The 12943-nt window shown below is 72.9% G+C and carries 12 protein-coding genes and 1 tRNA gene; 5 read left to right on the top strand and 8 right to left on the bottom strand.

The window, feature by feature from the left end; translation table 11 throughout:
* Nucleotides 1-169 precede the first annotated feature (169 nt).
* Nucleotides 170-1000 carry a hypothetical protein gene (locus ACGFS9_RS09545; protein WP_393251787.1) on the bottom strand — a complete coding sequence of 277 codons (831 nt, stop codon included), beginning with the start codon at nucleotides 998-1000 and terminating at the stop codon, nucleotides 170-172.
* A gap of 255 nt (nucleotides 1001-1255) precedes the next feature.
* Here ACGFS9_RS09545 and ACGFS9_RS09540 point away from each other — a divergent pair, with 255 nt between their 5' ends.
* Complete coding sequence (locus ACGFS9_RS09540; RefSeq protein ID WP_393251785.1) at nucleotides 1256-1711, top strand: ATP-binding protein; 456 nt, start codon at nucleotides 1256-1258, stop codon at nucleotides 1709-1711.
* 85 nt (nucleotides 1712-1796) lie between these two features.
* Here the strand turns inward: ACGFS9_RS09540 and ACGFS9_RS09535 are convergent, their stop codons facing one another.
* Nucleotides 1797-3278: an aminopeptidase P family protein gene (locus tag ACGFS9_RS09535; RefSeq protein WP_393251783.1), complete on the bottom strand. Its 1482-nt coding sequence runs from the start codon at nucleotides 3276-3278 to the stop codon at nucleotides 1797-1799.
* A 99-nt stretch (nucleotides 3279-3377) separates the two neighbouring features.
* Nucleotides 3378-4883, bottom strand: coding sequence for a PP2C family protein-serine/threonine phosphatase (locus ACGFS9_RS09530; protein WP_393251782.1), 1506 nt, complete (start codon nucleotides 4881-4883; stop codon nucleotides 3378-3380).
* A 481-nt stretch (nucleotides 4884-5364) separates the two neighbouring features.
* Between ACGFS9_RS09530 and ACGFS9_RS09525 the strand changes: the two genes are divergently transcribed.
* Nucleotides 5365-6030: a bifunctional DNA primase/polymerase gene (locus ACGFS9_RS09525; protein WP_393251780.1), complete on the top strand. Its 666-nt coding sequence runs from the start codon at nucleotides 5365-5367 to the stop codon at nucleotides 6028-6030.
* Nucleotides 6031-6086: 56 nt separating this feature from the next.
* Entirely contained in the window at nucleotides 6087-6671 is a 585-nt protein-coding gene (locus ACGFS9_RS09520) for a hypothetical protein (RefSeq protein ID WP_393251779.1), read from the top strand.
* A 233-nt stretch (nucleotides 6672-6904) separates the two neighbouring features.
* Here ACGFS9_RS09520 and ACGFS9_RS09515 read toward each other — a convergent pair whose 3' ends face one another.
* The 3 genes from ACGFS9_RS09515 to ACGFS9_RS09505 form a co-directional block, all read right to left on the bottom strand.
* Complete coding sequence (locus ACGFS9_RS09515; protein ID WP_393251778.1) at nucleotides 6905-7870, bottom strand: DUF5926 family protein; 966 nt, start codon at nucleotides 7868-7870, stop codon at nucleotides 6905-6907.
* Nucleotides 7871-8122: 252 nt separating this feature from the next.
* Nucleotides 8123-8665: an ATP-binding protein gene (locus ACGFS9_RS09510; protein ID WP_393251777.1), complete on the bottom strand. Its 543-nt coding sequence runs from the start codon at nucleotides 8663-8665 to the stop codon at nucleotides 8123-8125.
* Between the two features lie 223 nt (nucleotides 8666-8888).
* Nucleotides 8889-9701, bottom strand: a complete 813-nt coding sequence (locus tag ACGFS9_RS09505) for a glycerophosphodiester phosphodiesterase (RefSeq protein WP_393251776.1) — start codon at nucleotides 9699-9701, stop codon at nucleotides 8889-8891.
* A gap of 256 nt (nucleotides 9702-9957) precedes the next feature.
* Here ACGFS9_RS09505 and ACGFS9_RS09500 point away from each other — a divergent pair, with 256 nt between their 5' ends.
* Together ACGFS9_RS09500 and ACGFS9_RS09495 are read left to right on the top strand one after the other, a co-directional pair.
* Complete coding sequence (locus ACGFS9_RS09500; protein ID WP_393251774.1) at nucleotides 9958-11454, top strand: S1C family serine protease; 1497 nt, start codon at nucleotides 9958-9960, stop codon at nucleotides 11452-11454.
* A gap of 63 nt (nucleotides 11455-11517) precedes the next feature.
* A tRNA-Ser gene (locus ACGFS9_RS09495) sits at nucleotides 11518-11604 on the top strand.
* Between the two features lie 150 nt (nucleotides 11605-11754).
* On the opposite strand, the gene ACGFS9_RS09490 is transcribed toward ACGFS9_RS09495, so the two are convergent.
* Together ACGFS9_RS09490 and ACGFS9_RS09485 are read right to left on the bottom strand one after the other, a co-directional pair.
* Nucleotides 11755-12102: a hypothetical protein gene (locus tag ACGFS9_RS09490; protein WP_393251773.1), complete on the bottom strand. Its 348-nt coding sequence runs from the start codon at nucleotides 12100-12102 to the stop codon at nucleotides 11755-11757.
* A gap of 40 nt (nucleotides 12103-12142) precedes the next feature.
* Nucleotides 12143-12898 (bottom strand): GntR family transcriptional regulator, encoded by a 756-nt coding sequence (locus tag ACGFS9_RS09485; protein ID WP_393251771.1) that lies wholly within the window; start codon nucleotides 12896-12898, stop codon nucleotides 12143-12145.
* Between the last annotated feature and the right edge of the window lie 45 nt (nucleotides 12899-12943).

Raw genomic sequence — 12943 nt, 5'->3', positions numbered from 1 at the left:
AAGGGGGCGCGCGGACGCCTCGGCCCTGCGGTCCGGAGAGGCCCGGGCCGGGGACCCGGCGGGTGCGCGCGAGCGGCACGACCGCGTCCCCTCCGCGGGAGCCGGGCGGCCCGGGGGGTCCCGCGGTGGCGGGACACCGGGCTGCGGCTCGGTGAGGTGGCGCGTCGTGTCAGGCGGCGAGGACGAGAGCCCGGGAGGGCGGCCCGCGGCGGACCACGGTGTGCTGGAGCGCCGCCGTGCGCGGAGTGCGCAGAGCGCGCGGCGCGGTCCGGCGCGGGCGGGCGATCTCGGGCGCCCCCCGCAGTCCCGTGCGCAGGGCGCGGACCAGGACCAGAGCGGCGCGCAGCGACCCCATGAGCGCCCGTTCGGCGACGCCCTGCGCCGACAGGTGCAGGAGCCGCAGCAGCGCCAGGTCGCCGCGGCGCAGCACCCAGCCCGCGGCGATGGCCGCGAGGAGGTGGGCCAGCAGCATCGGGAGGGACGGCAGCAGCGGCATCGAGGTGTCCCCGGCCGCAGGGAGCGCGTCCGCGGCGTGCCGCACGGCCGGCGTGCCACCCGTGCCGGGGGTGAGCCGGGCCGCGTCGAGGATCTTCCGGGCGTGCGCCGGGCTGATCGCGGCGGCGGTCGTCCCGCACACCAGCCGGGCCGCCCGGGCCACGACCGCGGCGTCCGGCACGGGTGCGCCCGAGGCCATCGCCCCCATGGACGCGCCGGCCGCCGTACCGGTCTGGCCGACGGCGAAGAGCGTGTGGAGCGCGGTCTGGCCGATCGCGAGGACCGCGACGATGCCCGGCAGGGCCCGCTCGCGTCCGGCGAGTGCGGCGGCGACCGCGAAGACCGCGAGGAAGCCCACCCCGAGGGTCCACAGGGGGACCACCGCGCAGGAGGCGAGACCGTGCCCGGCCGCGGCCAGCGCGACGCAGACCGCGGCGAACACCGCGGCCCGGAGGATGCGCAAGCCGGCTCCGGAGGGCGCCGATCGCGGGTGGGGGGCAGTCATGGCGGGCTCATCATCGCACTGGGCCCACCCGCCACCGACGGCAGGTCCGCACGGTGCGGTACGACCGGTCTGCCGGCATCACGGGGGACGTGGCGGGGAACGCCCGGTTCCTGTTGCCGGCTCGCGACCGCATACACCGGGCCGCCGGCTTCGCGCGTCCGCCGTACGGGCGGTGTCCCGCCCCGTACGCGATTGCGCACGGTCGCCCGCGGCAATACGTATCGGTATGTCGAGCCGCGGCCGGGAGGCTGGAGCATGAGCATCTGGTGGTCACTCCATCTGCGGCGCGAGGCTGCGAGCGTTCCGCTCGCCCGGCGCCTGCTGCTCGGCACGATGGAGAGCGCGGGGGTCGACCCGGACATCTCCTACGACCTCTCCGTGGCGCTCACCGAGGCCTGCGCCAACGCCGTCGAGCACGGCGGTGCCGCCGTGCTCGACGGCGCGGGCGAGGAGTACCGGGTGACGGCCTACCTCGACGGCGACCGGTGCAGGATCGAGGTCGCCGACTCCGGCCCCGGTTTCCCGGCGGGGGGCAGCCCCTTCGCGCTCCGTCCCGCCGACGGGGACGCCGAACACGGCCGGGGACTGTGCCTCATCCGCGAACTGGCCGACCACGTCCACATCGGCAACGAGCCCGGCCCGGGCGGCGCGGTCGTCAGCTTCGGCAGGGTCCTCAAGTGGAGAACGTCCCCCGCCCTGCTGCCCGCCTGAGCGCCGCACGGACAAGGGCCGGCCGGCCCCCCCCGCGGGGACGGCCGGCCGGCCCTTCGTGCCGGGCCCCTGCCGGGGCGCGGTGTCAGCCCTTCAGGGACGCCATCCAGGCCTCGACCTCGTCCGAGCGGCGCGGCAGGGCGTCCGACATGTTCCGGTTGCCGTCCTCGGTGACGAGGATGTCGTCCTCGATGCGGACGCCGATGCCGCGGTACTCCTCCGGCACCGTCAGGTCGTCGGCCTGGAAGTACAGGCCGGGCTCGACGGTCAGGCACATGCCCGGCTCCAGGGTGCCCTCGACGTAGGTCTCGGTGCGGGCCGAGGCGCAGTCGTGCACGTCCATGCCGAGCATGTGGCCGGTGCCGTGCAGGGTCCAGCGGCGCTGCAGGCCGAGCTCCAGGACCCGCTCGACCGGGCCCTCGACGAGGCCCCACTGGACGAGCTTCTCGGCCAGCACCCGCTGGGCCGCGTCGTGGAAGTCGCGGTACTTGGCGCCCGGCCGGACGGCCGCGATCCCGGCCTCCTGGGCCTCGTAGACGGCGTCGTAGATCTTCTTCTGGATCTCCGTGTACCTGCCGTTGATCGGCAGGGTGCGGGTGACGTCGGCGGTGTAGAGCGTGTGGGTCTCCACGCCCGCGTCGAGCAGCAGCAGGTCGCCGGAGCGGACCGGGCCGTCGTTGCGCACCCAGTGCAGGGTGCAGGCGTGCGGTCCGGCGGCGCAGATCGAGCCGTAGCCGATGTCGTTGCCCTCGACCCGCGCGCGCAGGAAGAAGGTGCCCTCGATGTAGCGCTCGCTGGTGGCCTCGGCCTTGTCCAGGACCTTCACCACGTCCTCGAAGCCGCGGACGGTGGAGTCGACGGCCTTCTGCAGCTCCCCGGCCTCGAACGCGTCCTTCACCAGGCGCGCCTCGGAGAGGAACACCCGCAGCTCGGCGTCGCGCTCGGCGGTGACCTTGTCGGTCAGCGCGGCCTCGACGGCGGCGTCGTAGCCGCGCACGACACGGACGGGGCCGGTGGCCTCCGCCAGCGCGGCGGGCAGTTCGCGGACGTCCGACGCGGGGATGCCGTACAGCTGCTCGGCCTCGGCGAGCGAGTGCCGGCGGCCCACCCACAGCTCGCCCTGGCCGGACAGCCAGAACTCGCCGTTCTCCCGGTCGGAGCGGGGCAGCAGGTAAATCGTGGCCGTGTGGCCCTCGGCGGCCGGCTCCAGCACGAGGACGCCGTCCTCGGTGAGGTTGCCGGTCAGGTACGCGTACTCGACGGAGGCACGGAAGGGGTACTCCGTGTCGTTCGAGCGGGTCTTCAGGTTGCCCGCGGGGATGACCAGGCGCTCGCCCGGGAAGCGCGCGGACAGCGCGGCGCGGCGGGCGGCGGTGTGCTCGGCCTGCTCGACGGGCGCGAGCCCGCGCAGCTCGGTGTCGGCCCAACCGGACTTCATGCTGTCGGCGAGCTCGTCGGACACGCCCGGGTACAGGCCGTTCTTGCGCTGCTTGATGGGCTCTTCCTCGCCGTCGGCGATTTCGTCGAGCACGGCTTCCGGGGTCTCCGGGGTGAGCGCCTCCGACACGGTCTGCCTCCTAGATACGACTCTGGACCTCCTCCATCGTACGGTCGCGGTGAAGGGGGCCCAGGCCCGGAAGGCCCGTTACACGAGGTGGCCGCGCGCTCACTCGAACCGCGCGGCCAGCAGGACGACGTCCTCGTCGCTGTCCGCCGCGTCGAGGCCGTCCGGCAGCACCGTGCGCAGCACGTGGTCGGCGATCGCCCCGGGGTCGTCGCGGACGGCTTTCGGGACCCCGGCCGCCGCCGCGTGCAGCCGGGCGAAGGCGCGGTCCATCGGGTCGCCCGTGCGGTGCAGCAGCCCGTCGGTGTAGAGGAGCACGGTCTCGCCCGGTTCGGCCGTCATCTCGACGCTCGGCGCCTCCCAGCAGGCGAGCATCCCCAGGGGCGCCGACAGGGAGGTCTCCACGAACTCGGTGCGCCGCGGGCCGATGACCAGGGGAGGGCTGTGGCCGGCCCCGGCGAGCGTGAGTCTGCGCAGGGCGGGCTCGCAGTAGGCGAACAGGGCCGTTGCCGAACGGGCCGGTTCGGTCAGCCGCAGCAGCAGTTCGAGGTCGGAGAGCACCGCCACCGGGTCCTCGCCCTCCATCACCGCGTACGCCCGCAGCGAGGCCCGCAGCCGGCCCATGGCGGCGACGGCGCTCGGCCCCGACCCGGTGACGGAACCGACGGCGAGACCGAGCGCGGCGTCGGGCAGCGGGAGCGCGTCGTACCAGTCGCCGCCGCCGCGCGGACCGGTGCGGTGCCGGGCGGCGAGCTGCACGCCGGGGACCCGCGGCAGCCGCGGGGGCAGAAGCTCGGTGGAGATCGTCGTCATGCACGCGCGCGTCCGCTCCAGTTCCACCAGCCGTGCCAGGTGCTCGGCGGCGTACCGGGCGTACAGGCCGGCCAGGTGGCGCTGGCGCTCGGACGGTTCGGCGGGCTCGTCGTAGAGCCAGACGGCGGCGCCCAGGGAGCCGGCGGCCTCGGCCGACAGGGGCAGCGCGTAGCTCGCCGCGTACCCGAGGCGGGCGGCCACCTCGCGGTGGCGGGGGTCGAGGCCGTCCTCCGCCAGCAGGTCCGGCTGCGCGATCTCGCCCTCGCCGCCGGGCAGGCCGTCGAGGATCCTGCCGTACGGCAGGGAGCTGCGCGGGACGGTCTCGATGTGGCCGAGGTCCGCGCGCCCGAGGCCGAGGCCGATCGTGGTGTCGGGCCCGAGCCCGTCGGCCGGCTCCAGGACGACGAGGCCGCGCCGGGCCCCCACCAGGGCGGCTCCGGCGTGCAGCAGTTCCCGGAGCGCCTCGTCCAGTGCCGAGGTGCGGGCCAGGCGCTCGGTCAGTTCGTGGAGGGTCGTGAGGTCCGAGACCCAGCCCGCGAGCCGGTCCTGGAGTACGGCTCCGGGGCCGATGGGCGGCGCGACCGAGGCGGCACCCGTGGGCGCGGGCGCGACAGTGTGTGCGGGTGCGGGAACCGTTGAATCGATTCCGGCCACTTTCGGAAGGTGAGGGGCGTTCATGACGTCCGGCCTTCCGACCGGCGCGTATGGCTCGATAGCATCGCAAACCCCCATGTAGTTCTGCGCCGCTAGCAGTGTCTCCACATGTACACGCAGTCGTGAGGAGATGTCCAGCATTGTCCTGCAGGGATTCCTGGTGTCCGTGAGACCGTCGGTAACCCTTGCGAGAAAACCAAGTTGGCCTAAAACTTACTCGGGTAACGGCTGATTGAGGTCGACTGACCTCGTTCGACGGAGCGTCACAGCGGTCGTGTTGGGTACGTACTCGGTGAAGGCCAGGGGCGGTGTGATCCGCCCGGAACCTGGCGGCGGACCCGGGCGTCTTAACCACCGACGACCGTGCCCCATCCTCCCGTGGCGGAGGCGGCGAGAAACACCGCGGGACGCAAAACGCCAGGCGCCGCCACCCCACGCCATACCCAAGCTTCGGATGTACGCGATGTGGGTGCGGACGCAGCCACATGCTCGACCCGGCGGGGTTTCCCTTGTCTTCGACAGGGGTGTGATGCGCCAGCAGGTACGCACAGTGAAGTGATCGACACATGGTGTGATGTGATCCTCGGTGTTGCCAGGCGTGCAACGGAAAGGACGAGCGCTCATGCGCGAGATCCTCGGAAGGCGACGCAGGCTCCTGTCCGGGCGGAACGACGGGAGGCCCGAGATGCTCGGCGCGGCCCTCACCTTCGCGACCGCCTGGCAGTGGCCCGTTCTCCCGGGTGTGGCGACCGACCCGCAGGGGCGTGCCCGCTGCGGATGCCCCGACCCGGACTGCGCGGTGCCCGGTGCCCATCCCTTCGATCCCGGCCTCCTCGCGGCCACCACGGACGAGCGCATGGTGCGCTGGTGGTGGACCAACCGGCCCACGGCGCCCGTCGTGCTGGCCACCGGGGGCGGCGCCCCGTGCGCGGTGAGCCTGCCGGCCCCCGCCGCGGCCCGCGCCCTGACGGCCCTCGACCAGGCGGGCATGCGCCTCGGCCCGGTCGTCGCCTCCCCCGACCGCTGGGCGATCCTGGTCGCCCCGTACTCCATGGAGCGGCTCGGCGAGCTGCTCTACGCCAAGGACTTCGTCCCCGGCTCGCTGCGCTTCCACGGCGACGGCGGATACATCGCGCTGCCGCCGTCCGAGACGGGCCAGGGCCGGGTCCGCTGGGAGCGCGCCCCGCTGCCCGGCTCGGCCGCCCCCTGGGTGCCCGACGTGGAGGCCGTGGTGGACGCCGCCGTCGAAGCACTCACTCGTACGGGTGTGAGCGCGCCCGAGTTGTAGGGGCGACCGGCGCGCGGTGGGCCGCGCGCCCGCTCCCGCTCGTTATCGTCCGACCCATGCAGCGCACTTCCGGGGGGCACGGCGCCTCGACGCCGTCGCGTGGCGGGGCGGACCCCCGAAGGGTTCGCCTCGTGGCGCTCGTGGGGGTCGTGGCGGCGGCCCTCGCCCTTCCGCTCGCCGTGGCCTCCGCCGGTTCCGTCCGCGACGGCCGGCGGACCGGCCCGCCGGGGGCGGCCCGCACCGATGACCGGCCGCCCGCCCCGGCGCCCTCCGGCTCTCCGCGCCTGCTCGGCCTCGGCCCGGCCACCGCCGCCCGGTGCGGTCCCGAACTGACCTCGCCCGAGGGCGTCGAGGCGCAGACCTGCGTCATGACGCAGGGTGATCGGACCTGGGCGCGCACGTACTACCGCAACGCGACGGGCACGGGGCTGCGGTCGCTCTTGAGTCTGATGGGCCCCGGCGGACGCACGGTGCAGGCGCACTGCGCGGTGGGCGCCGAGGACGATCCGGAGGTCTGCGAGACTCCTCGGGAACGCACGGCGGGGGCCGCGGACGCGTATACCGCCGTCGCCGAGTTCGCGAACGGTTCGGGTGCCGACGCGCCGCTGCTGCTGCGTTCGGGAAGCAACTCGCCTTCGTAGCAAGGCTGTTGACTGACCGTCCGATGCCGGGCATGAAAAGACCCGGTTGCTGGCGACGGGGGATGCACCAGCAACCGGGCTACTCGAACGGTAACAAGAGATCGGCGGTTCGCAAATTCGATCTCGGCTATTCGGACACGGATTTCCCTGTCACGACGGGGAGTTGTGACCGGAGTCACCCGATTTTCCGAGGGCGTCCGGCTGACCGGCCGGTCAGTCCCCGAGCCTGTGTGTCAGCTGAGCGTCACCTGTCGGTTGGTGAGCCCGCCGCGCGCGCGACGCTCGTCCGCCGTCAGCGGCTCGTCCGTGGCCAGCGCCGCGGCCAGCCGCTCGGCGAACTCCGCCGCCGGCTTCTCGACGTCGTCCGCGCCGACCCCGGTGGGCAGATCCCAGACCGGCACGGTGAGCCCGTGGGCGCGGAAGGAACCGACCAGGCGGGTGCCCTCCCCGAGGCCCGAACGGCCCGCCGCGTGCAGCCGCGCGAGGGCGTCCAGAAGCCGCTCCTCCTCGTGGGGCATGACCCAGCGCAGGTGGTTCTTGTCGGGCGTCTCGCACCAGTAGGCGCCGTCCACCCCGGACAGCTTCACGGTCGGGATGGCCGCGGCGTTGGCCCGCTCCAGGGACGCGGTCACCTCCGCCGTCGCGTTCTCCGCGTCCGGGACCCAGAACTCGAAGCCACTGTGCACAACTGGCTCGAAGGCGCCTTCGGGGTCGAGCAGGTCCTGTAGGCGCGGACCGTCGGCGGGGGCGCGGCGGCCCTCGACCGGGGACCCGGGCCGCGCGGTGAGTGCCCGCTGGAGGGTGTCGGCCAGGTCGCGGCTGATGTCGCCGGAGGCCGTGTCGTTCTGCAGGCCGATCAGCACCGAGCCGTCGTCGCGCCGCAGCGCCGGCCAGGCCATGGGCAGCACGGTGGCGAGGGTGACCGAGGGGACCCCCTCGGGCAGGCTCTCCTTCAGCTTCAGCTCCACCGTGGCGGCCGGCACCAGCTCGCGCAGCGCGACCCAGTCCCCCTCGCCCGGCAGGCCCTCGAACGGGCGGTGCACCAGCTCGGTCACGGCGTGCGCGGCAGCTCGGCCGTGGCAGGCCTTGTAGCGGCGGCCGCTGCCGCAGGGGCAGGGCTCGCGAGCGCCGACGACCGGGATCTCTCCGTCCTTGAGCTGCGGCTGCTTGGCCCTCGTCTGGGGTCGCTTCTTGGCCATCGTGGGTGTCTCCCGATCACGGCTCGTCTCGTACGGGCGCGAGCCTAGCCGTTCGTCCGGAAGCCGACGGGACCCTGTGGACAACGCACCGGATCGGACGACGCGTCCGCCCGGCGCCTCCCCAGCCGCGATCGCCTGCCGGCGGGCGGCCGGCGCGCCGCGTCCCCCGCGGTGTCCCGCGCCGCGCGACCTCGTGCGGACGCCGTCCGGCCCGGGGTCCGCCGCGATGCCGGCGCCGGTTCGGGACGGCTTTCAGTCGAGGTCGTCGAACGCGTCGGCGAAGTCCAGGCCGGGCAGCGCGGACACCGCCGGTGACGCGACGCGCGTAGCGAAGTCGTCGCGTCTGCGGGCGGCTTCGACGTCGCCCTGGACGACCACCCACACGGTGACCTCTCCGTGGACGTCGTCCCGGACGCCCCAGTCCTTCGCCAGTGCCGTGATGATGTTCAGCCCCCGGCCGCCCCGGGCGGTGACCGAGGGCGTCGACGGCACCGGGCGGGTCGGGCCGCCGCCGTCGGTCACCTCGACGGTCAGCCGTCCCGCCGGATCGACGCGCCAGGTCGCCCGCACGTCACCGTCGCCCGCGAGGGCGTCGCCCAGGGGCCTGCCGTGCCGGCAGGCATTGCTGAGCAGTTCGGAAAGGATCAGTACGGCGTCGTCGATGACCGCTTCCGCCACGCCGCCGGACCGAAGCTGATCGCGCATCCGGTGCCGCGCTTCTCCCACGCCCGCAGGACCGTGGGGTACGGCCATGCTCGACGACGTGGGCACCTCCTGTGCCACCACCAACGCCACCCCCGAGACCTCCTTCGCCCCACGCCACGGTGTGGATGCCCCTCCGGACTGAACCGGAAACCGGCCAATCGACGTCTGCTGACGCACTTGTCACGATCGGACACGGAAAGAACGCGCCGGTGCACTCCCTGTGACGCCTGTCCGGATTTCGAGGGTTTCCGAGGGACGAACCCGTTGCTGCGCGTAAAGGTCCGGGCCGGACGGTCCGGGGGTGGCCCCTTCCTCAGCGGTCCAGTTGCCCGAGCACCGCGCGCGGGCGGTTGGTGATGATGGCGTCGACGCCCAGTTCGACGCAGAGATCCACGTCCTCGGGCTCGTTAACGGTCCAGACGTGCACCTGGTGCCCGGCCCGCTTGAGGCGCTCGATGTACCCCGGGTTGCCCCGGACGATCCGCATCGAGGGCCCCGCGATCCGGACACCCGCGGGCAGCCGTCCGTCCCGCAGCCGGGGCGAGACGAACTGGAGCAGGTAGACGGTGGGCAGGGTCGGGGCGGCCGCCCGGACACGGTGCAGGGAGCGGGCCGAGAAGCTCATCACACGGACCGGGGAGTCGGCGGCGGAGGCCGGGGCGTCCAGGCCGAAACGCTTCAGCAGGACCAGCAGCCGCTCCTCGACCTGTCCGGCCCAGCGGGTCGGATGCTTCGTCTCGACGGCCAGCTCCACCCGCCGGCCGGCGTCGGCGACGAGTTCGAGCAGCCGCTCCAGGGTGAGCACCGAGGTGTGCTCGGCGGTTCCGGGCAGCTGCTCCCAGTCGGGGGACTCGTCGCGGTTCTTCCAGGAACCGAAGTCCAGGGCGGCGAGTTCCGCGAGCTCCAGGGCGGAGACGGCGCCGCGGCCGTTGGACGTACGGTTGACCCGACGGTCGTGCACGCACACGAGGTGGCCGTCGGCGGTCAGGCGCACATCGCACTCGAGGGCGTCCGCACCGTCCTCGATCGCCTTCCTGTACGCGGCCAGTGTGTGCTCCGGCGCCTCCTCGGAGGCTCCGCGGTGGGCGATCACCTGGATCGGGTGCTGCTGTCGTGCGAGGGTCACCGCGTCATGGTGCCACCGTCACGGGGTAGGCGTGAGACGGAAGGCGTCACCCTTCCGCCTTTTTCGTGCCGATGGTCCGTTGTAAAGAGTCGCCCTGGACGCACAGCCACCGCTTATGGTGCTCTGACGCCCGGTGGGAAAAGCTGATGGCGTACACAAGCACATGCACAGCTGCATCGCACCGGGCCACCGACCAGCGTGAGTGGTGCGACCGAGTGCGACCGAGAACAACAGCCGTGGATCGAGGAGAAGAGCTGTGAGCACCGAGAACGAGGGCACCGCGGTACCCCCGGCCCCGTCCGCACCTCCTGTGCCGGTGGACACTCCCGCTGCTTCCGCACAGGCCGCCCACGACGGGAGCGCGCCGACCGCTCCGCATCCGGCGGCTCCGCAGGGCGCCCCCGGCGCACCGGAGCACGCCGCGGCGCCCACGGGCGCACCGGCGTACGCCTCGGCCGGAGCCGGGCACGGACACGACCCGTACGGGCCGGGCGCCGGGTCGCAGGGCTCCGCCCCCGACGCCGGCTGGCCGCCCCCGCCCCCCGCCACCCCCGCGTACGCCGACAGCGGCGGCCACGGGCCCGGCGGGTGGGGTTCCTCCTACCAGCAGCCCGCGCCGAAGCCGAGGAACGGCCGCGGCGGACTGGTCGCCGCGGTGCTGGTGGCCGCGCTGGTCGCCGGCGGCGTCGGCGGCGGCCTGGGCTACTCGCTCGCCAAGAACAACGACGACGCGACCGGCTCGACGACCGTCTCGGCCCCGAGCACCAGCGGCCAGGTCAAGCGCGCCTCCGGCACGGTCGCGAACGTGGCCGCCACCGCGCTGCCCAGCACCGTCACCATCGAGGCCCAGAGCACCAGCGGCGAGGGCGGCACGGGCACCGGCTTCGTCTTCGACACCCAGGGCCACATCCTCACCAACAACCACGTGGTGGCCGAGGCCGTGGACGGCGGCAAGCTCACGGCGACCTTCCCGAACGGCAAGAAGTACGACGCCGAGGTGGTCGGTCACGCGCAGGGCTACGACGTCGCGGTCATCAAGCTGAAGAACGCGCCCTCGGGCGACCTGACGCCCCTGAAGCTCGGCAACTCCGACCAGGTGGCCGTCGGCGACTCCACGATCGCGATCGGCGCGCCCTTCGGCCTGTCCAACACGGTGACCACGGGCATCATCAGCGCCAAGAACCGCCCGGTGGCCTCCAGCGACGGCAGCGCCAGCAGCAAGGCCTCGTACATGAGCGCGCTGCAGACCGACGCCTCGATCAACCCCGGCAACTCCGGCGGCCCGCTGCTCGACGCCTCCGGTGCGGTCATCGGCATCAACTCGGCGATCCAGTCGTCGAGCAGCGGCGGCCTCGGCGGCTCCGGCCAGTCCGGCTCCATCGGTCTGGGCTTCGCCATCCCGATCAACCAGGCCAAGTACGTCGCCCAGCAGCTGATCAAGAACGGCAAGCCGGTGTACGCGAAGATCGGCGCCTCGGTCTCCCTGGAGGAGGGCACCAGCGGCGCGAAGATCACCGAGCAGGGCGCGAGCGGCTCGGCGGCGGTCGAGTCCGGCGGCCCGGCGGCGAAGGCGGGCCTCAAGCCCGGCGACGTGATCACCAAGCTGGACGGCATGGTGATCGACAGCGGCCCCACCCTGATCGGGGAGATCTGGACGCACAAGCCGGGCGACACCGTGAAGCTCACCTACACCCGCGACGGAAAGACCCGCACCACGGACGTCACCCTCGGCTCGCGCGAGGGCGACAGCTGACCCCCGGCCCGCCCGCCGGACCCGTTACTCTTGTCCCCGCGCCGCCGATCAACGACGGCGCGGGGTGGGTTGCCCGAGCGGCCTAAGGGAACGGTCTTGAAAACCGTCGTGGCAGCGATGTCACCGTGGGTTCAAATCCCACACCCACCGCAGGTGAACGGCCCCTGACCAGTACGTATGGTCGGGGGTCGTTGTCGTTTCCGGTGCCCGTGAGACACCGCTGTTCCCCCTGGTTTCCCGCTCGATCGGGCACGGATGGGGCACGCCGGGGGCACGGCGATCAGCGCCGGTTCCCGCATCTCAGTCGCCCGCGAACCACACGTAACTGCCCGGAGTGGAGGCGCACTCCTGAAGCACCGCGGCGAGATCATCCAGCGCTGCGCGCTGCCGCTCGTCCGTGCACTGCTCCATCAGGTCGGGCACCTCGGTGAGGGCGGCTGCGGCCTCCTGCTCGTTCATCACCGTGTCCCCGTAGAGGTCGACGGCGGTGAGTCGCCCAGAGACCCCGAGATAGTGAAGCGACCCCAACGCATCGGCCAACGCGTCTGCGGGGTCGTAGCACCCCCGCAGGAACGTCGTGCGAGCCTTCTTCCAGTTGCGCGCCGGCCGGGCGGAGTGCAGTTCCACGTCGATTCCCACGCCGGTCATCGTGCATGTCACGACGAGACTCGTGCCTGTGCGTTTCCGCTCAGCGATTGATCGGGATCTCGTAGACGATCTCGCAGTGGGCGACGGGCACGACGATGTCCGCCGTCTCCACGGGGCGCCCCTGGTCGCTGTAGTACGTCCGCCGGATGTGCGTCACGAGTGCGGCCTTCTGGATTCCGAGTAGAGACGCTTCCTCGGCGGTGGCCGTGCGCGGTTCCGGCTGCTCCACGGCATGGCTGACGGTGACTCCGATCGCGGCCATGCGGTTCACGACCCCGGCCCCCGCATGAGGGCCTCCCTCGGGCAGGACGACGAGCGTGCCCGCGGTGAGGTCGTAGGGCTCCCAACTCGTCGAGAGCTGAACGGGCTTGCCGTCCGCGAGGAACTCGTACGTCGTGCGGACGCACAGTTCGCCCTCGGAGATCCCGAGCCGTGCGGCGATGTCGGCGGGCGCCGGCACCTTGGCATCGGTCCGGCTCTCCCAGTCGCCCAGCTTGCCTACGGCTCTCATGTCGGTCCGGAAGGGCGACTCGGCGAGGTGCTCCCGCGCCGACGACCGCACGACTCTCACTCGCTGCCGGGGCTCGGCGACATAGGTGCCGGACCCGGCGCGGCCTTCGAGCACTCCATGGGAGATGAGCAACTCCTGTGCCCGGCGCACCACGTTCTCGCCCACACCGCACTCCTGGCCGATCCGGGCGCGGGAGGGCAGGCGATCACCCGGCTCCCAGACGTGCTCCGCGATGCGGCGCCGGAGTTCGTCGGCGATGCGGAGATAGGGCGGCTGCTCAGGCATATGGAAAATCTAGTCCACTAGCTCTAATCTAGTTAACTAGCTTCA

The organism is Streptomyces sp. NPDC048566 (assembly GCF_043199735.1).
In the GTDB taxonomy this organism is placed as follows: Bacteria; Actinomycetota; Actinomycetes; order Streptomycetales; family Streptomycetaceae; genus Streptomyces.
Note: the sequence above shows the minus strand (reverse complement) of the source record. Positions and strands in the feature narration are given on the sequence as shown.